The following is a 17,382-nucleotide window of genomic DNA, read 5'->3' as shown; positions in this document are numbered from 1 at the left end:
CAGCCAGCACGCACCACCAGAAAAACGCCAGCGAACCACGGAGACATCGCCATGACCACCCTGCCAGAGCGTTTCAACTTTGCACAGCACCTGTTCGACCTGAACCGCGACCACGCGCAGCGCACGGCCTACATCGACGACCGCGGCACGCTGAGCTACGGCGACCTGCAGGACCGCGCCCGGCGCCTGGCCGGTGTGCTGGTGGATGCCAGCCTGCGGCGCGAAGAGCGGGTGCTGATGCTCATGCACGACACCAGTGACTGGCCCGTGTGCTTTCTGGGCTGCCTGTACGCCGGCGTGGTGCCCGTGGCGGTGAACACGCTGCTCACGGCGGACGACTACGCCTACATGCTGGGCCACAGCCGCGCGCAGGCCGTGCTGGTCTCGGGCGCGCTGTTGCCCGTCCTGCAAGACGCGATGGCGCGCGGTGGCCATGAGGTGTCGGCGCTGTGGGTGTCGCAGCCCACGCAGGCACTCCCAGCCGGCGCCGTGGGCCTGGACGAGGCCATTGCCAGCGCCCAGCGCCTGCCAGCGCCCGCAGCCACCGGGCCCGACGACCCGGGCTTCTGGCTGTACTCGTCGGGCTCCACCGGCAAGCCCAAGGGCACGGTGCATACCCATGGCAATCTCTGGTGGACGGCCGAGCTGTACGGCAAGCCCGTGCTGGGCCTCACGCGCGACGATGTGTGTTTCTCGGCCGCCAAGCTCTACTTCGCCTACGGGCTGGGCAATGCGCTGACCTTCCCGCTGTCGGTGGGCGCCACCGTGGTGCTGATGGCCGAGCGGCCCACGCCCGATGCCACCTTTCAGCGCTGGGTGGACCACCGGCCCACCGTGTTCTTCGGTGCGCCCACCGGCTTTGCGGGCATGCTCGCATCGCCCCGGCTGCCGGCGCGCGCCCAGGTGGCGCTGCGCATGTGCTCGTCCGCCGGCGAGGCGCTGCCCGCCGAGATCGCCCAGCGCTTCAAGGCGCATTTCGGCTGCGACATCATTGACGGCATCGGCTCCACCGAGATGCTGCACATCTTCTTGTCCAACCGCCCGGGCGACATCCGCTACGGCACCACGGGCAAGCCCGTGCCGGGCTACGAGGTCGAGCTGCGCGGCGAGGACGGCAGCCCCGTGGCGGACGGCGAGGTGGGCGACCTCTACATCCAGGGCCCCAGCGCCGCGCTGATGTACTGGAACAACCGCGACAAGACGCGCGACACCTTCCAGGGCGGCTGGACCAAGAGCGGCGACAAGTACGTGCGCGATGCGGACGGCTACTACACCTACGCCGGGCGCAGCGACGACATGCTCAAGGTCAGCGGCATCTACGTGTCGCCCTTCGAGGTCGAGGCCACGCTGATGCAGCACGCCGCCGTGCTGGAGGTGGCCGTGATCGGCAAGCAGGATGGCGACGGCCTGACCAAGACCAAGGCCTTCGTCGTGCTCAAGGACGGCCAGGGCGCGACGGAAGAGGAGCTCAAGGCTTTCGTCAAGGACCGCCTGGCGCCCTACAAGTACCCGCGCTTCATCGAGTTCGTGCCCGAGCTGCCCAAGACAGCCACCGGCAAGATCCAGCGCTTTCGCCTGCGCGAGCAGGAGGCCCGGGCATGAGCGCCACGGCCAGCTCCGGCGGCCCGGCGTCTTTGGCCAGCATCTCCTGGCGGGGGCAGGCCGTGCAGGTCGAGTACCAGTGGATAGCGCCCGAGCGCACGCAGGCGCCGCTGGTGGTCTTTCTGCACGAAGGGCTGGGCTCGCTGGCGATGTGGAAGGACTTCCCGCAGCGGCTGTGCGCGGACGGCGGCTTTCGGGGCCTGGTGTTCTCCCGCCCCGGCTACGGCCGTTCCACGCCGCGCGCGGCCGATGAACGCTGGGGCGTGGACTTCATGCACCGGCAGGCCGAGGAGGTGTTGCCCGCGCTGCTGCAGGCGCTGGGCGTGAGCGAAGCGCCCTGGCTGTTCGGCCACAGCGACGGCGCCTCCATCGCGCTGCTGTACGCCGCCCGCTTTCCGGATCGCGTGGCGGGCCTGGTGCTGCTGGCGCCGCACATCTTCGTCGAGGACGTGACCATCGCCAACATCGAACAGGCGCGTGCCGCCTACGAGACCACCGACCTGCCGGGCAAGCTGGCCCGCTACCACGACGACCCCGATTCGGCCTTCTGGGGCTGGAACCGCATCTGGCTCGACCCCGCCTTTCGCGGCTGGAGCATCGTGGCCGACATCGCCGCCGTGCGCGCGCCCGTGCTGGCCGTGCAGGGTCTTGACGACGAATACGGAACGCTGGCGCAGATCCGCGGCATTGCCGAGCGCGTGCCGGGCACCCGCCTGCTGGAGCTGCCCGCCTGCGCGCATTCCCCCCACCGTGACCGGCCCGGCGACGTGATCGCCGAGACGGTGGCGTTCATCACGACAACATCCAGGAGACAACCATGACATCTCGCTACGCACGCACGGCATTCGCAGCGCTGGCACTGGTCTGCGGCGCCACCGCAGGCACGGCCCAGACCACCGACAAGCTCAAGGTGGGTCTCATGCTGCCATTCAGCGGCACCTTCAGCGCGCTGGGCGTTGCCATCGAGAACGGCTTTCGGCTGCACGTGGCCGAGCAGGGCGGCAAGCTCGCGGGCCGCGAGATCGAGTTCTTCAAGGTCGATGACGAGTCCGACCCGGCCAAGGCCACCGACAACGTCAACAAGCTCATCAAGCGCGACGGCGTGGATGTGATCGTCGGCACCGTGCATTCGGGTGTCGCCACGGCGATGGCGCGCGCCGCCAAGCAAAGTGGCACCCTGCTCATCGTGCCCAACGCGGGTGCGGACGCGGTCACGGGTGCGCTGTGCGCGCAGAACATCTTCCGCTCGTCGTTCTCCAACTGGCAGTCGTCCTACGGCATGGGCACCGTGGCCGCGAAGCAGGAGAAGAAAAAGACCGCCGTCACCATCACCTGGAAGTACGCCGCCGGCGACGAGATGACCGAGGCCTTCAAGGAAGGCTTTGAAAAGGAAGGCGGCAAGGTCGTCAAGCAGCTCACCGTGCCGTTCCCGAACGTGGAGTTCCAGGCGCTGCTCACCGAGATCGCGGCCACCAAGCCCGACGTGGTGTTCGCATTCTTCGCGGGCGGCGGCGCGGTCAAGTTCGTCAAGGACTACGCGGCCGCCGGGCTGAACAAGGTCACGCCGCTGTACGGCTCGGGCTTTCTGACCGACGGCACGCTGGAGGCGCAGGGCGATGCCGCGCAGGGCCTGCTCACCACGCTGCACTACGCCGACGGCCTGAACACCCCGCGCGACAACGCGTTCCGCACCGCCTACGCCAAGTCCTTCAAACTGCAGCCCGACGTGTACGCGGTGCAGGGCTACGACGCCGCCCAGATCCTGGCCACGGGCCTGAAGGCCGTGAAGGGCGACATCGCGAAGAAGGCCGAGTTCGCCGCCGCGGTGCAGAAAGCCACCATCGACAGCCCGCGCGGCCCCTTCACCATGAGCCGCGCCCACAACCCCGTGCAGGACATCTACCTGCGCAAGGTGGACGGCAAGGAGAACAAGGTCGTCGGCGTGGCCGCCAAGGCGCTGGCCGACCCCGCGCGCGGCTGCAAGCTGTAAACGGCTGGCTGACCGTCTCCGTCAACACAGGACACACCTTCCATGGACATCGGTACCTTCCTGGTCCAGTGCCTGAACTCGGTCCAGTACGGGCTGCTGCTGTTTCTGGTGGCATCCGGGCTGACGCTGATCTTCGGCATCATGGGCGTGATCAACCTCGCGCACGGCAGCTTCTACATGATCGGCGCCTACATGGCGTTCGCGCTGTCGCCGCTGTTCGGCGACCAGTTCCTCGTCATGCTGCTCGCGGGCATCGCGCTCGCGGCGGTGCTGGGCTACCTGCTGGAGTGGGCGTTCTTCAGCTACCTGTACCAGCGCGACCACCTGCAGCAGGTGCTGATGACCTACGGGCTCATCCTCGTGTTCGAGGAACTGCGCTCGCTGCTGGTGGGCAACGACGTGCACGGCGTCAAGGCGCCTGCGTGGCTCGATGGCAGCTTCGCGCTGGGCGAACTCATGAGCTACCCGTGGTACCGCCTCTTCGCGTCGGCGGCCTGCATCGTGCTGGCCGTGGGGCTGTACTGGGTGGTCAACCGCACCCGCCTGGGCATGATGGTGCGCGCCGGCGCCAGCAACCGCGACATGGTGCGCGGCCTGGGCATCGACATCCGGCGGCTGTACCGCATCGTCTTCGCGGCGGGCGTGGCCCTGGCCGCGCTGGCCGGGATGATCGCCGCGCCCATGTCCTCGGTGTACCCCAACATGGGCGCCAGCGTGCTCATCATCTGCTTCGTGGTGGTGGTCATCGGGGGCATCGGCTCCATCACCGGGGCGCTGGTGGCGTCGCTGCTGGTGGGGTTTGTCGATACCTTCGGCAAGGTGTTCTTCGCGGAAATCAGCGGCATCGGCGTGTACCTGCTGATGGCCGGCATCCTGATCTGGCGGCCGGAAGGCCTGATGGGGCGCAAGGCATGAGCGCCGTGCACCCCACCACCGCCGCCGCGCCTGCGGACACCGCCACTGCGCCGCGCGGCGGCTGGCGCATGCGCGCACTGCTGCCCGCCGCCGTGGCCATGGCCGCCGCCATCGCCGGGCCGCTGCTGGGCCCCTACTGGGCCGACCTGCTGGTCAAGGTCATGATCCTGTCGATCTTCGCGCTCAGCCTGGAACTGCTGGTGGGCATGACGGGGCTGGTGAGCCTGGGGCATGCTGCCTTCTACGGCATCGGCGCCTATGCCACCGTGCTGGGCTCGGGGGCGGAGGGCGGCAACCTCATCGTGCTGATGCTGGGCGCCATGGGGGCGGCTGCGCTGTACGCGCTGTGCGTGGGCGCCCTGAGCCTGCGCACCCGCGGGGTGTACTTCATCATGGTCACCCTGGCCTTTGCGCAGATGGCGTTCTTCGTGTTCCACGACACCAAGGTGGGCGGCGGCAGCGACGGCATCTACCTGGACGTGCGGCCCACGCTTGGCGGCCTCAGCCTGGAGTCGCGCCACGCTCTTTTCTACCTGGTGCTGGCGGCATTGGCGGGCACCTACGGCCTGCTGGCGCTGGTGCGCAGATCGCGCTTTGGCGCGGCGCTGGCGGGCATCCGGGTGAACGAGCAGCGCATGCGCGCCGCGGGGTTCGCCACCTATGGCTACAAGCTGGCGGCCTTCGTGATGGCAGGGGCGCTGGCGGGGCTCGCGGGCTCCCTGCTGGCCGTGCGCGATGGCGTGGTGAACCCGGAGCTGCTGTCCTGGCACACCTCGGGCGACGTGCTGCTCATGGTCATCCTCGGGGGCATGGGGCATCTGCGCGGCGCGGTGATCGGGGCGGTGGTGTTCACGCTGCTCAAGGAGCTGCTGTCCACCCACGCCCTCATGGGGCCGTTGGCAGACCACTGGCAGCTCACCCTGGGCCTGACCATCATCGTGTTCGTCGCGGTGCTGCCGCAGGGGCTTATGGGCCTGGCGCAGCGTTTGGGACAACCCATCGGAAAGGGCGGAAAGGCATGAGCGCTCAACCCCTGCTGTCCGTGCAAGGGCTCACGCGCCGGTTCGGTGGCCTGGTGGCGGTGAATGCCGTCACGCTCGACCTGCGCCAAGGCGAGGTCCACGCGGTCATCGGCACCAACGGCGCGGGCAAGTCCACCCTGATCAACATGCTGTCGGGCGAGATCGAAGCGTCCGAGGGGCGCATCACCCTGGGCGGGCAGGACATCACCCGCCAGTCGCAGGCGCGCCGCGCGCTGGCGGGCGTCGGGCGCAGCTACCAGCGCACCACGATCTTCCCGGAGTTCACCGTGCACGAGAACTGCCGCCTGGCCGCGCAGGCCGCCACGCCCCGGCCCTGGGCCTTGTGGCAGGCGGCGCGCCACTGCGCCGACAGCAATGCCACCGCCGCGGCGGCGCTGCAGGCGGCCGGGCTTGCGGCAGACGCACGGCGCACCGCCGGTGCGCTGAGCCACGGCGCCAAGCGCCAGCTCGAGGTGGCCATGTGCATCGCCACCCGGCCGCGCGTGCTGCTGCTGGACGAGCCGCTTGCCGGCATGGGCGCGGAGGAGACCGAGCGCATGCTGGCGCTGCTGGCCGACCTGAAACCGCACCACGCCATCCTGTTGGTCGAGCACGACATGGACGCCGTGTTCCGCATCGCCGACCGCATCACCGTCATGGTCAACGGCACGGTCATCGCCAGCGGCGGCCCGGCAGAGATCCGCAACAACCCCGAGGTGCGCACCGCCTACCTCGGAGAAGGGCATTGATGTGATGACCACCCCCCTGACAAGGAACGCACCATGCTGAATGTGGTCGGGCTGCACGCCCGCTATGGCGACAGCCATGTGCTGCGCGGCGTGGATGCGCAGGTGCCCGCCGCCACGTCGGTGGGCCTGCTGGGGCGCAACGGCATGGGCAAGACCACGCTCATCCGCTCCCTGATGGGCTACCTGCGCCCGCCCGAAGGCCAGGTGCAGATGGACGGCCGCACCGTCACCGGCTGGCCCCCCGAAAAGATGGCGCGCCTGGGCATTGGCTACGTGCCCGAGGGGCGCGGCATCTTCCCCAACCTGTCGGTGCGCGAGAACCTGGTCATGAGCCAGCGGGCTGGCCTGGACGGCAGCCGCGCCTGGACCTTCGACCGCGTGATGGCCACCTTCCCTCGGTTGTCGGAGCGGCTCTCGCACGGCGGGCAGCAACTGTCCGGCGGCGAGCAGCAGATGCTGTCCATCGGCCGCGCGCTGATGACCAACCCGCGCCTGTTGATCCTGGACGAAGCCACCGAGGGCCTGGCCCCGCTCATCGTGACCGAGATCTGGCGCGTGATCTCCGAGATCCGGGCCACCGGCATCGCCACGCTGATCGTGGACCGCGACTGGCGGCGGGTGCTCTCGCACACCGACCAGGCCCTGGTGATGGAGAAGGGCCGCATCGTGCTGGCCGCGCCGTCGGCCGACCTGCGGGCAGCGCCCGCGGCGCTGGAGCAGCTGCTGGGCGTGTGATGCGCGCGGACGGCTAGTCGAGCCGCCGGCGCAGGCTGCCGAGGTCCACCACGGTGATGCCGCCGTATTCGATCTGCAGCACGCCCTCGGCCTCCAGGCGCTTCAGGGCGGCGTTGCAGCGCTGGCGCGACACGCCCGACAGGTTGGCGATCTCCTCCTGCGAGACCTGCAGGTGCGGGTCGCTGCCGGGGTGCAGAAAAGGGTGGAACAGCCCGGCCAGCGCGCGTGCCACCTGGCTGTCGGTGTCCATGAGGTGGTGGGCCGTGAAGTTGCCCAGAAACCAGTGCATGCGCTCGTTGATCTGGCGCAGCAGGAAGTGGTCGAAGCTGCGCTGTGTGGCGTGCAGCCATTCGAAGGTCTCCACCGGCAGCAGCGCCACCCGGCTGGGGCGCAGCGCAATGATGTCTGCCGTGCGCGCCACGCCGCGCAGCAGCGTACCCTCGCCAAACCAGCTGCCCGCCGACAGCCCGCCCAGCGTGACGGAGCGGCCGTTGTCGGACGTGACCGTCCACTTGAGCAGACCTTCGATCGCGCCGTACCAGTGCCGGGGCACGTCGCCGCGCCGGCACAGCGCGCTGCCTTGCGGCACATCCACTTCGCGCAGTTCATCGAGCACGCGCTGCTGGGCCGGGGCGTCCAGCACCGGGAACCAGGCCGAGTCGGCGAGGAGGTCGGCCACCGTGGGCGGCGCCTTTTTGACCAGCATGGTGAAGCGTTCTCCAACGGGCAGGGCCGCACGGTTCCTCGTATACCCTGAGTCCAAATGTCATCGCAATGACTGAGTATGCAAGCGCCCAAAAAAATAATGCGTGCACTAGCATTTTCCACCAGTCCACGCCATGACAAAGCGCAAAGTCATCGTCACCATCGCCCCCACGGGGGGCATGGCGCACAAGTCTCAGAACCCGCACCTGCCCACCCAGCCGGCCGAGATCGCCGACGACGTGCAGCGCTGCTGGAACGCCGGGGCCAGCGTGGTGGCCATCCACGCGCGCAGGCCCGATGACGGCGCCACCTGCAACGCCGACATCTACCGCGACATCAACACCCGCATCCGCGCCAAGGGCTGCGACATCGTCATCAACAACTCCACCGGCGGCGGCGTGCACGGCGACATGGTCAAGCCGCTGCCCGGCAACCGCTGGGAGATCGCCTGGGAAGAGCGCATCAAGGGCATGGACGCAGGCGCCGAGATGTGCACGCTGGATGCCACCACGCTCAACCTGAGCTTCGACGGCCGCGAGATCCTGATGGACACACCGCTCAGCCGCGGCCGCGAGCTGGCCGCCGGCATGAAGGCGCGCGGCATCAAGCCCGAGTGGGAGGTCTTCAGCCCCACCCACATCCTGCAGGACACCACCACCCTCATCGAAGAGGGGCACGACGACGGCCCGCATTTCATCAACCTGGTGATGAACGTGCACCGCGCCTTCCAGAACGCCATGCCGTACTCGCCGCGCCACCTGCAGATGATGGTGGACACGCTGCCCAAAAACAGCCTGTTCTGCGTGAGCGGCATCGGCCCCTCGCAGCTCGAAGCCAATGTCGCGGCGCTGCTGCTGGGCGGCCATGCGCGCGTGGGGCTGGAGGACAACCTGTACTTTCGCCACGGCGAGCTGGCCACCAACGTGCAGCTCACCGAGCGCATCGTGCGCGTGATCCGCGAGCTGGACATGGAGCCCGCCACGCCCGCCGAGGCCCGCGCGCTGATGGGCCTGCCGCGCGTGGGCGGCCCCCGCCCCGAGTTCGCGCCGCACTGAGCCACTGCATACGTTCCGCCACAGCCCTGTTCATGCAACCAGAAAGAAAAAGGAGACAAGAAATGATGATGCCAACACGCCGCCAATTCATGCACCATGTGGGCGCAGCCACCGCGCTCGGGGCCCTGGCGCCCTGGAGCGCCCTGGCGCAGACGATCGAGCAGGTGAAGATTTTCTACGGCTTTCCGGCCGGCAGCGCGGGCGACAGCGTCGCGCGGCGCGTGGGCGAGAAGCTGGCGGGCTCGGCCTACACACGCAATCCGGCCGTGGTGGAGAACAAGCCCGGCGCGGGGGGCCGCATCGCGCTGGAGTCGCTCAAGGGCGCGCCCGCGGATGGCAGCGTGCTCACGCTGTCGCCGTTTTCGTGCACGTCGATCTATCCGCACATCTACAGCAAGCTCAGCTACGACCCCGTCAAGGATTTCGTGCCGGTGTCCATCGGCGCCGTGATGCACCACGGACTGGCCGTGGGGCCGATGGTGCCCGCGTCCGTGAAGAACGTGAAGGACTTCCTGGCCTGGGCCAAGGCCAACCCGGGCCAGGCCAACTATGGCTCGCCGGCGGCGGGCTCCACGCCGCACTTCATCGGCGCGCTGCTGGGCCTGAACCACGGGGTGGACCTGAAACACGTGCCGTACCGTGGGTCCATCCCCGGCGTGACCGATGTGGTGGGTGGGCAGATCGCCTCCATGGTCACCCCCAGCGGCGACTTCATTCCCAACCACAAGGCGGGCAAGCTGCGGCTCATCGCCACGTCCGGCCAGGCGCGCTCGCCGTTCTCGCCCGAAGTGGCGACCTTTGCGGAGCAGGGCTTCCCGGAGCTCACGACCGAGGAATGGTTCGGCTTCTACGCCCCCGCCCGCACGCCCGCCAGCGTGGTGGCCGCGGCCAATGCGGCCATCAACCAGGCCATCAAGGAAAAGGCCGTGATCGACAGCCTGGCCGTCGTGGGCCTGATCGCCAAGGCCTCCACCCCGGCTGAGATGGCGGCATCGCAGCAGGCGGAATTCGAGCGCTGGGGCCCGCTGGTCAAGAAGATCGGGTTCACCGCGGAGTCTTGAACGGGTCTTGACTTTCCCATGAGCCGCTGCGCGTCTTCCCCTGCCCACAGCGCACGCGAGCGAAGCGCTGCCTGTTCAGCTTGACGGCCCTTGCGCGGGGGCGCTGGCCCTGCGGCGCGCCGGTATCGGCAGCCGCGTGCGGTGCATGATTTTTGCAATAACCACAAGGAAATTCTTCGATGGATTCGACTGTGAAGCGTGTGGCGGTGGTGGCGACCGGCGTCATTGGCGCGAGCTGGGCGGCCTACTTCCTGGCGCGGGGGCTGGATGTGGATGCCACCGACCCCGCGGAGGGCGCCGAGCAGCGGCTGCGCGATGCGGTGGCCCGGCACTGGCCCGCTTTGGAGCAGCAGGGTCTGGCACCCGGTGCCAGCCTGGAGCGGCTGCGCTTTCACCCGCGGCTGGAAGATGCGCTGGCGCAGGCGGACTTCGTGCAGGAGAACGGGCCGGAGCGGGTGGACTCCAAGGCCGACCTGATGCGCCGCATCGACGCTGCCGCGCCGGCGCACGCCATCGTGGCCTCCAGCTCGTCGGGCCTGTCGGTGTCGGCCATGCAGGCCCGGTGCGCCCGGCCGGAACGCATCGTGCTCGGGCACCCGTTCAACCCGCCGCACATGATCCCGCTGGTCGAGGTGGGCGGGGGCGAGAAGACGTCACCCGACGCCATCGCCGCCGCGATGGCCTTCTACACCGCCATCGGCAAGCGCCCCATCCATGTGCGCCGCGAGATCCAGGGCCACATCGCCAACCGCCTGCAGGCCGCACTGTGGCGCGAGGCGTTCCACCTGGTGAATGAAGGCGTGGCCAGCGTGGCCGACATCGACACCGCCATCGCCCAGGGCCCCGGCCTGCGGTGGGCGCTGATGGGGCCTTTCATGAACCTGCACCTGTCCGGCGGCGACGGCGGCATGGCCCATCTGCTGGCCCACCTGGGCGGCCCCATCGAAGGCTGGTGGGACGACCTGGGCGCGCCGCGCATGACGCCCGAACTGCAGCGCCGCGTGGTCGAGGGCGTGGACCAGGCGCTCGGCGGGCGCACCCAGGCAGAGCTGGCGCAGGCGCGCGATGCCCTGCTCATCGGCCTGCTGCGTGCCAAGAGCGCATCCCCCGGGCTGGACACGCCGACCTGATGGGCCCGGCGCTCCCACCACCTGCCTCACCCAGACACCGCAAGAGAGACACCACGCCATGCACCCCGGATTCCTTGACGACGACACCCAGATCGCGCTGGCATTGACCACCCAGACCCGTGCGGACGACGGTTCGATCACGCTGCAGTCCCCCGTGCCGCTGGGCGCGTATGCGCGCTGCATCGGCGAGTGGCTGGAGCACTGGGCGCGCGAGACGCCCGACGCGCCGGCCCTGGCCGAGCGCGATGACACGGGTGAGCACTGGCGCCGCCTGACTTACGGCGAGTTGCGCCGTGCCGTGGGCGCCTTGGCGCAGTCGCTGCTGGACCTGAAGCTGCCGGCCGACCGCCCCGTGGCGATCCTGTCGGACAACGCGGTGGACCATGCGGTGCTCATGCTCGCGGCCATGCATGTGGGCCTGGCCTCGTGCTCGCTGTCCAGCGCCTACGCGCGCTCCAGGGACCCGGCGCGGCTGCACAGCATGCTCGCGGCCCTCGGGCCGTCGCTGGTCTACGCGTCCGACGCCCGGGCGTACGCGCCGGCCCTGGCGGGGTACGCATCGGACGCGCTGCAGGTGTTCAGCCGCCACGCCGACGAGGTGCCGGGCGCACTGCCCTTTGCGCGGCTGCTGCAGGGGGTGGAGACCCCGGCCGTGCGCCAGGCGTTCGACGCCATCGCGCCCGACAGCCATGCCAAGTACCTGCTGACCTCGGGCTCCACCGGGCGGCCCAAGGTGGTCATCAACACCCACCGCATGCTCTGCGCCAACCAGCAGATGATGGCCCAGACCTGGCCCTTCCTGACCCGCGAAAAACCCGTGCTGGTGGACTGGCTGCCGTGGAGCCACACTTTCGGCGGCAACCACAACCTGAACATGGTGCTGTGCCACGGCGGCACGCTCTACATCGACGAAGGGCGGCCCGTGCCCGGGCTCATCGAGAAAACGGTGCGCAACCTGCGCGACGTGAAGCCCACGATGCTGTTCAACGTGCCGCGCGGCTTCGACATGCTGCTGCCCTTCCTCGAGGCGGATGAGCAGATGGCCGCCGAGGTCCTGTCGCGCATGCGGCTGGCGTTCTATGCGGCGGCGGCGCTCGCGCCTTCCACCTGGCAGCGGCTCGAAGCGCTGGCCCTGCGCGTGCGGCCCGCGCAGCCGCTGTGGCTGACGACATCGTGGGGCTCCACCGAGACGTCGCCCGCCGTCACCAGCGCGCACTGGCGGCTGGACAAGGCCGGCTGCATCGGCGCGCCGCTGCCCGGGCTCGCGCTCAAGCTCGTGCCCAATGGCAGCAAGCTGGAGATGCGGGTCAAGGGCGTGTCGGTGTTTCCGGGCTACCGCAACGCACCGGCGGAGACGGCGGCCGCGTTCGACAGCGAGGGCTTCTACCGCATCGGTGACGCCGGCCACCTGGTGGACCCGGAGCGGCCCGAGCGGGGCGTGGTCTTCAACGGGCGCGTGGCCGAAGACTTCAAGCTCTCCAGCGGCAGCTGGGTGTCGGTGGGCACGCTGCGCGTGGAGCTGATCTCGCAGCTCGCGCCGCTGGTGCAGGACATCGTGCTCACCGGCCACAACCACGACGAAGTGGGCATGCTGGTGTTCCCGTCGGCAGCGGGCGCGGCCGACCCCGCGAAGCTCACCGCCGCCCTGCAGGGCGTGATACGGGCCCGGCGCGACGCTGGCGCGGGCTCATCGCAGTGCCCCACACGCGCCCTGGTGCTGGCGCAGCCGCCCGATGCGGACAGCGGCGAGATCACCGACAAGGGCTACATCAACCAGGGCGCGGTGCTGACGCGCCGGGCCGCCGATGTGGCGCGGCTGCAGGCCAGCCCCATGGACGAGCAGGTCATCACCGCCTAGGGCTTTACGAACCAGGGCAGGTTCAAGTCCTTACAATATGAGAATCATTCTTATTAGCCACGGGCCTGTCCCCACTGCGCCCTCAGCCATCCCGGTCCCGAACCTGCCGCGTTCGGGCCGTCTTTTGTCAGGCTGCGTGCGCCGTGGTTGCCCACTATTACCAAGAACTGCTGAACTACTTTGCCCGCATGGTGCGCAGCCGCGACTCGGCGGCAGACCTGGTGCACGAGGCCTACGCGCGCGTGCTGGCGCTGCAGCGCAGCGGCGACGCCGTCGCTCAGCCCCGCGCGCTGCTGTACCGCACCGCGCGCAACCTGCTCATTGACCAGCACCGCCGCCATGTGGTGCGGGGCACGGTGCCTTCGGAGGCCGACGACAGCCTGCCCGATGTGTCCGAATTGCCCGCGCCCGCCGTGTGCGAACCCGAGGCTGCTTTCATCTCCGCGCAAGGTGTGGCTTCGATGATCGCCACCATCGAATCGCTGCCGCTGCGTTGCCGCGAGGCGTTCATCCTGCACAAATTCGACGGGCTGTCGCAGGCCGAGGTGGCCGCGCAGATGGGCATCTCGCGCAAGATGGTGGAGCAGCACATCCAGCGCGCCATGGTGGCCTGCCGCGCGTGCCGCGCCACCGCGCAGGGGGAGGACCAGCCATGAGCGCGCAGCCCCCCATGCCAATGCCGGACGAAGCCAACGACCACATCGACGGTGACGCATTGAACTGGCTCGTGCGCAGCCAGGGCGCACCGGATGCCGCCACGCTGCAGGCCCTGCAGGCGTGGCGCGACGCCGACCCGCGGCATGCGGCGGCGCTGGCGCGCTGGCAGCAGGAGTGGCGTGCGCTCGATGCATTGCCCGCAACGGCAGTCCGGCACCTGCGCGCGGGCTTGACGCAGGACAAGACCCCTGCCGGCGCACCGGCCCGACCACGCGCACGGAGCTGGAGCTGGGGTTGGGGTTGGGGTTGGGGGCAGGGCGCCGCCACGGCCGCATCGGTCTGCCTGCTGGCTGCTGCCACGGTCATGGGCTACCACCACTGGCAGCAACAGCCCGTGTATGAGCAGGCCCTGGCGACCGGCCTGGGCCAGCAGTCCGAGGTGCACCTGCCCGACGGCAGCGCCGTGCGCCTGGACACGAACACCCGCCTGGAGGTCACCTTTCGCCGCCAGCGCCGCGAGGTGGTACTGCCCGAAGGCCAGGCCGTGTTCAAGGTGCAGGGCGATGCCGCGCGGCCGTTCGACGTGCTGGCGGGGCCCCTGCGCATCACGGTGGTGGGCACCCGGTTTTCGGTGCGCTACACGCCCGGCGTGCCGGGCGACGCCGGTGTGCGCGTGGCGGTGGAAGAGGGCCGCGTGCGCGTGGCCCGCGCTGCCGACGCCGGGCCCGAGGTGGTGGAGCTGACCGCAGGCCAGCAGGTGCGCAGCGCTGCGGATGGCCGCCTGACCGCCATCGCCGCCGTGCCCGCTGCGGGCATTGCACCCTGGCGCGATGGGCGGGTGAGCTTCGACGACACGCCTTTGTCGCAGGCGCTGGCCGAGTTCGCCCGGTACGGCTCCACGCAGCTGGTGGTGCGCGACCCCGGCGTGGGCGCGCTGCGCCTGACCGGCACGTTCGACCCGCGGCGGCTCGATAACTTCACCCGGTCCCTGCCCAGCGTGCTGCCTGTGCAACTGCGCGCGCACGGCGCGGTCACCGAGATCGTGGCCGCTCCCCACCCTCAGCCTCAGTAGCCACCCCCGGTAGCGGCCGGCAGCAGGCCGTTGCTGGCCGTCCGCCGCCGGCGGATGGGTCTGCGCGCCTGTGGGCCCCGCGCGCCCCGCCTGCCCTGCACAGGGCCCCGCATCTTTTTTTCAAAAAACTTGGCCCACCGACCTAGGGGGATGGCTTCGGCCTGCGTCTACATGAGAAGGCGTCTTATTCAAAAATCCATTCCAACATCCGTTTCCAGGGAGATCTCTCACATGCCCCGCACCCGATTCCGGCCCGCCCCGCTGGCCCTGGCCGTCGCACTCAGCCTGGCGGCCATGGGCGCCAGCGCCCAGGTGGCGCCCGCCGCCGGGCAGCCCGCCGTGGCGCTCAGCATTGCCGCGCAGCCACTGGCCCAGGCGCTCAACGATCTGGCGCGCCAGTCACGCATGGAGCTCATGGTCCAGCCCGCGCTGGTGGCGGGGCGCTCGGCCCAGGCCGTGAACGGGTCGCTCACGGTGCGCGAGGCGCTGGACCGGCTGCTCGCGGGCTCGGGCCTGGTGGGCGTGATCGAAGGCACCAGCATCCTGGTGCGCAGGCCGCCCGCGGCGGCGTCATCTGGTGCTGCGGGTGCAGCGGGCGAGACCAGCCTGGCCGAAGTGCGGGTGCAGGCCCAGGCCGAGCCCAGCGCGCTCACCGAGCACAGCGGCTCCTACACCACGCGCCAGGCGGGCACGTCCACGCCGCTGGGCCTGTCGCTGCGCGAGACGCCCCAGTCGGTCAGCGTCATCACGCGCCAGCGCATGGAAGACCAGGGCCTGACGCAGCTGTCCGACGTGGTCGCGCAGACGCCCGGGCTGGTCTTCAGCCAGAGCGGCAACCAGGGCTCGGACACCTCGCCCATCTACTCGCGCGGTTTCTCGGTCAATACCTACATGATCGACGGCGTCCGCCAGACGGACTCCAACTACTCGAGCATCTTCCAGACCAACGACATGGCGATGTTCGACCGCGTGGAAGTGGTGCGCGGCGCCTCGGGCCTGATGAACGGCATCGGCACGCCGGGCGCGGCGATCAACATGATCCGCAAGCGGCCCACCGCCGACTTCCAGGCCTCGGTGCGGGCCGAGGCGGGCTCATGGAACCATGTGCGGACCGAGGCGGACATCGCCGGGCCCATCAACGCGTCGGGCAGCGTGCGGGGCCGCCTGGTGGCCGCCGCGCAGGACAACGACTCCTACATCGACCGCCTGAAGGAGCGCAAGAAGCTGCTCTACGGCGCGGTCGAGGCCGACCTCACGGCGCAGACGCAGCTGTTCGCCGGCGCGTCGGTGCAGCACCACGACGCCACGGGCCATGCGCGCGGCGGCCTGCCGGCCTATTACTCCGACGGCACGCGCACGCAGTGGAGCCGCTCGGCCTCGGCCGCGCCGCCCTGGGCGTATTCCAAGCGCCACTACACCTCCGTGTTCGCGGCGCTGGAGCACCGCTTCAGCGACGACTGGAAGGTCAGGGCCACGGCCACCCGCACCAACAACTTCTACGACGAGCTGATCGGCTACGCCAGCGGCGGCGCGCCGGTGCGCGCGACGGGTGCGGGTGTCACGCTGTGGGCCGGCCGCTGGAGCGCCACGCCGCGCCAGGACAGCCTGGACGTGCAGACCACGGGCCGCTTCGACCTGCTGGGGCGCAAGCACGACGTGGCCTTCGGTGCGCAGATGTCGCGCACCAGCTACGACGCGCCGTCGTACACCAACTGGACGCACGCGGGCTGGAGCAGCGCCATCGGCAACATCTTCACCTGGGACGGCACCTCGCCCTCCGCGCCGGCCAACCCCAGCATCGGCCGCAACACCTCGGACGAACGCCTGAACAGCGCCTACGCCACCGTGCGCTTCAAGCCCACCGACGCGCTGGCCGTGCTGGCCGGCGCGCGCGTGGTGGACTGGAGCCGCGCGCAGACCAGCACCCGCTTTTCCACCGGCGCCACCACCGCCAGCAACCGCTACGAAAGCGGCGAGGTGACCCCGTACCTGGGCCTGGTCTACGACATCGACCGCAACTGGTCGGCCTACACCAGCTTCACCACCATCTTCACGCCGCAGAGCCTGCGCCTGGCCAACGGCGACTACATGGACCCGCAGACGGGCGACAGCTTCGAGCTGGGCGTGAAGGGCGCGTTCCTGAACGACCGCCTCAACGTCTCGGGCGCCATCTACAAGGCGCGGCAGGACAACCTGGGCGTGGCCATTCCCAACGTGTTCGCGCCGGACGGCAGCCAGGCGTACGAGGCCGTCTCGGGCACCAGCACGCGCGGCTTCGAGGTCGAGGCCACGGGCGAGGTGCGCCCGGGCTGGCAGGTCGCGGCGGGCTTCTCGCGCAACCTCACACAGGACCGCCTGCGCACACGCCTGCTCACCGACGTGCCGCAGAACACGGCCAAGCTGTTCACCAGCTACCGCATCGCGGGCATCGGCAAGGGACTGACCGTGGGCGGCGGCCTGCGCTGGCAGAACCAGATCTACCGCGACAACCAGGGCGCCGCGCGCGTGCGGTTCACGCAGCCCGCGTATGCGGTGGTCGACCTCATGGTGCGCTACGCCATTACCGACACGGTGGCCGTCACGGCCAACCTGCGCAATGCCCTCGACAAGGTGTACTACACCTCGGTCGGCAACTCGTACTACGGCGCGCCGCGCAGCCTGCAGGTGGCGCTGGACGTGCGGTTCTGATGCACCCCCTGAGTCGCTTTGCGCCTTCCCCCTGCAAGGGGGAAGCTCCCAGCGCGGCGGGGCGGCCCTTGCGCGGGAGCCCTGGCCTGTGTTGCGCCAGTTTTTCCGGCAGGGAGTGAGGCATGCCATCGCATCTCTGCAAG

Annotated in this window: 15 protein-coding genes; 14 read left to right on the top strand and 1 reads right to left on the bottom strand. The window is 69.8% G+C overall.

The window, feature by feature from the left end:
- The first annotated feature begins 51 nt into the window (after positions 1-51).
- From AC3RCE_RS21205 to AC3RCE_RS21175, 7 genes are all read left to right on the top strand, one after another.
- Positions 52-1,602 carry a benzoate-CoA ligase family protein gene (locus tag AC3RCE_RS21205; protein WP_492253879.1) on the top strand — a complete coding sequence of 517 codons (1,551 nt, stop codon included), beginning with the start codon at positions 52-54 and terminating at the stop codon, positions 1,600-1,602.
- Complete coding sequence (locus AC3RCE_RS21200; RefSeq protein WP_218339739.1) at positions 1,599-2,423, top strand: alpha/beta fold hydrolase; 825 nt, start codon at positions 1,599-1,601, stop codon at positions 2,421-2,423. Before AC3RCE_RS21205 ends, AC3RCE_RS21200 begins: the two co-directional genes overlap by 4 nt.
- Positions 2,420-3,592, top strand: coding sequence for an ABC transporter substrate-binding protein (locus tag AC3RCE_RS21195; RefSeq protein WP_492253878.1), 1,173 nt, complete (start codon positions 2,420-2,422; stop codon positions 3,590-3,592). The genes AC3RCE_RS21200 and AC3RCE_RS21195 overlap by 4 nt, the downstream gene beginning before the upstream one ends.
- A gap of 42 nt (positions 3,593-3,634) precedes the next feature.
- Positions 3,635-4,507 carry a branched-chain amino acid ABC transporter permease gene (locus AC3RCE_RS21190; RefSeq protein ID WP_218296127.1) on the top strand — a complete coding sequence of 291 codons (873 nt, stop codon included), beginning with the start codon at positions 3,635-3,637 and terminating at the stop codon, positions 4,505-4,507.
- A 68-nt stretch (positions 4,508-4,575) separates the two neighbouring features.
- Complete coding sequence (locus AC3RCE_RS21185; protein WP_218339937.1) at positions 4,576-5,529, top strand: branched-chain amino acid ABC transporter permease; 954 nt, start codon at positions 4,576-4,578, stop codon at positions 5,527-5,529.
- Entirely contained in the window at positions 5,526-6,278 is a 753-nt protein-coding gene (locus tag AC3RCE_RS21180) for an ABC transporter ATP-binding protein (protein ID WP_492253877.1), read from the top strand. Before AC3RCE_RS21185 ends, AC3RCE_RS21180 begins: the two co-directional genes overlap by 4 nt.
- Positions 6,279-6,311: 33 nt before the next feature.
- Complete coding sequence (locus AC3RCE_RS21175) at positions 6,312-7,013, top strand: ABC transporter ATP-binding protein (protein ID WP_369643363.1); 702 nt, start codon at positions 6,312-6,314, stop codon at positions 7,011-7,013.
- A gap of 13 nt (positions 7,014-7,026) precedes the next feature.
- On the opposite strand, the gene AC3RCE_RS21170 is transcribed toward AC3RCE_RS21175, so the two are convergent.
- Complete coding sequence (locus tag AC3RCE_RS21170) at positions 7,027-7,719, bottom strand: Crp/Fnr family transcriptional regulator (RefSeq protein WP_218296124.1); 693 nt, start codon at positions 7,717-7,719, stop codon at positions 7,027-7,029.
- A gap of 133 nt (positions 7,720-7,852) precedes the next feature.
- Here AC3RCE_RS21170 and AC3RCE_RS21165 point away from each other — a divergent pair, with 133 nt between their 5' ends.
- The 7 genes from AC3RCE_RS21165 to AC3RCE_RS21135 all read left to right on the top strand — a co-directional run bounded on the left by AC3RCE_RS21165 (position 7,853) and on the right by AC3RCE_RS21135 (position 17,239).
- On the top strand, positions 7,853-8,773 hold the full coding sequence (locus AC3RCE_RS21165) for a beta-keto acid cleavage family enzyme (RefSeq protein ID WP_369643362.1): 921 nt from the start codon (positions 7,853-7,855) through the stop codon (positions 8,771-8,773).
- A 68-nt stretch (positions 8,774-8,841) separates the two neighbouring features.
- Complete coding sequence (locus AC3RCE_RS21160; RefSeq protein WP_492255421.1) at positions 8,842-9,834, top strand: Bug family tripartite tricarboxylate transporter substrate binding protein; 993 nt, start codon at positions 8,842-8,844, stop codon at positions 9,832-9,834.
- Positions 9,835-10,013: 179 nt separating this feature from the next.
- Positions 10,014-10,964 carry a 3-hydroxyacyl-CoA dehydrogenase NAD-binding domain-containing protein gene (locus AC3RCE_RS21155; protein WP_492253876.1) on the top strand — a complete coding sequence of 317 codons (951 nt, stop codon included), beginning with the start codon at positions 10,014-10,016 and terminating at the stop codon, positions 10,962-10,964.
- Positions 10,965-11,022: 58 nt separating this feature from the next.
- Positions 11,023-12,822 carry a feruloyl-CoA synthase gene (locus AC3RCE_RS21150; protein ID WP_492253875.1) on the top strand — a complete coding sequence of 600 codons (1,800 nt, stop codon included), beginning with the start codon at positions 11,023-11,025 and terminating at the stop codon, positions 12,820-12,822.
- A 143-nt stretch (positions 12,823-12,965) separates the two neighbouring features.
- Entirely contained in the window at positions 12,966-13,478 is a 513-nt protein-coding gene (locus AC3RCE_RS21145) for a sigma-70 family RNA polymerase sigma factor (RefSeq protein ID WP_218296120.1), read from the top strand.
- Complete coding sequence (locus AC3RCE_RS21140; RefSeq protein ID WP_492253874.1) at positions 13,475-14,551, top strand: FecR family protein; 1,077 nt, start codon at positions 13,475-13,477, stop codon at positions 14,549-14,551. The genes AC3RCE_RS21145 and AC3RCE_RS21140 overlap by 4 nt, the downstream gene beginning before the upstream one ends.
- A 231-nt stretch (positions 14,552-14,782) precedes the next feature.
- Positions 14,783-17,239 carry a TonB-dependent siderophore receptor gene (locus tag AC3RCE_RS21135; protein WP_492253873.1) on the top strand — a complete coding sequence of 819 codons (2,457 nt, stop codon included), beginning with the start codon at positions 14,783-14,785 and terminating at the stop codon, positions 17,237-17,239.
- Positions 17,240-17,382 lie beyond the last annotated feature (143 nt).

It is taken from the genome of Acidovorax sp. GW823-FHT05D11, assembly GCF_058795695.1.
This window is presented reverse-complemented; position numbering and strand designations above follow the sequence as displayed.

What these genes read in the sequence shown, in the direction of transcription:
- AC3RCE_RS21185 (WP_218339937.1), top strand. Translation starts at nt 4,576, where the DNA reads ATGCGCGCACTGCTGCCCGCCGCCGTGGCCATGGCCGCCGCCATCGCC.
- AC3RCE_RS21205 (WP_492253879.1), top strand. Translation starts at nt 52, where the DNA reads ATGACCACCCTGCCAGAGCGTTTCAACTTTGCACAGCACCTGTTCGAC.
- AC3RCE_RS21190 (WP_218296127.1), top strand. Translation starts at nt 3,635, where the DNA reads ATGGACATCGGTACCTTCCTGGTCCAGTGCCTGAACTCGGTCCAGTAC.
- AC3RCE_RS21155 (WP_492253876.1), top strand. Translation starts at nt 10,014, where the DNA reads ATGGATTCGACTGTGAAGCGTGTGGCGGTGGTGGCGACCGGCGTCATT.
- AC3RCE_RS21170 (WP_218296124.1), bottom strand. Translation starts at nt 7,719, where the DNA reads ATGCTGGTCAAAAAGGCGCCGCCCACGGTGGCCGACCTCCTCGCCGAC.
- AC3RCE_RS21140 (WP_492253874.1), top strand. Translation starts at nt 13,475, where the DNA reads ATGAGCGCGCAGCCCCCCATGCCAATGCCGGACGAAGCCAACGACCAC.
- AC3RCE_RS21160 (WP_492255421.1), top strand. Translation starts at nt 8,842, where the DNA reads ATGCCAACACGCCGCCAATTCATGCACCATGTGGGCGCAGCCACCGCG.
- AC3RCE_RS21150 (WP_492253875.1), top strand. Translation starts at nt 11,023, where the DNA reads ATGCACCCCGGATTCCTTGACGACGACACCCAGATCGCGCTGGCATTG.
- AC3RCE_RS21175 (WP_369643363.1), top strand. Translation starts at nt 6,312, where the DNA reads ATGCTGAATGTGGTCGGGCTGCACGCCCGCTATGGCGACAGCCATGTG.
- AC3RCE_RS21200 (WP_218339739.1), top strand. Translation starts at nt 1,599, where the DNA reads ATGAGCGCCACGGCCAGCTCCGGCGGCCCGGCGTCTTTGGCCAGCATC.
- AC3RCE_RS21135 (WP_492253873.1), top strand. Translation starts at nt 14,783, where the DNA reads ATGCCCCGCACCCGATTCCGGCCCGCCCCGCTGGCCCTGGCCGTCGCA.
- AC3RCE_RS21165 (WP_369643362.1), top strand. Translation starts at nt 7,853, where the DNA reads ATGACAAAGCGCAAAGTCATCGTCACCATCGCCCCCACGGGGGGCATG.
- AC3RCE_RS21195 (WP_492253878.1), top strand. Translation starts at nt 2,420, where the DNA reads ATGACATCTCGCTACGCACGCACGGCATTCGCAGCGCTGGCACTGGTC.
- AC3RCE_RS21180 (WP_492253877.1), top strand. Translation starts at nt 5,526, where the DNA reads ATGAGCGCTCAACCCCTGCTGTCCGTGCAAGGGCTCACGCGCCGGTTC.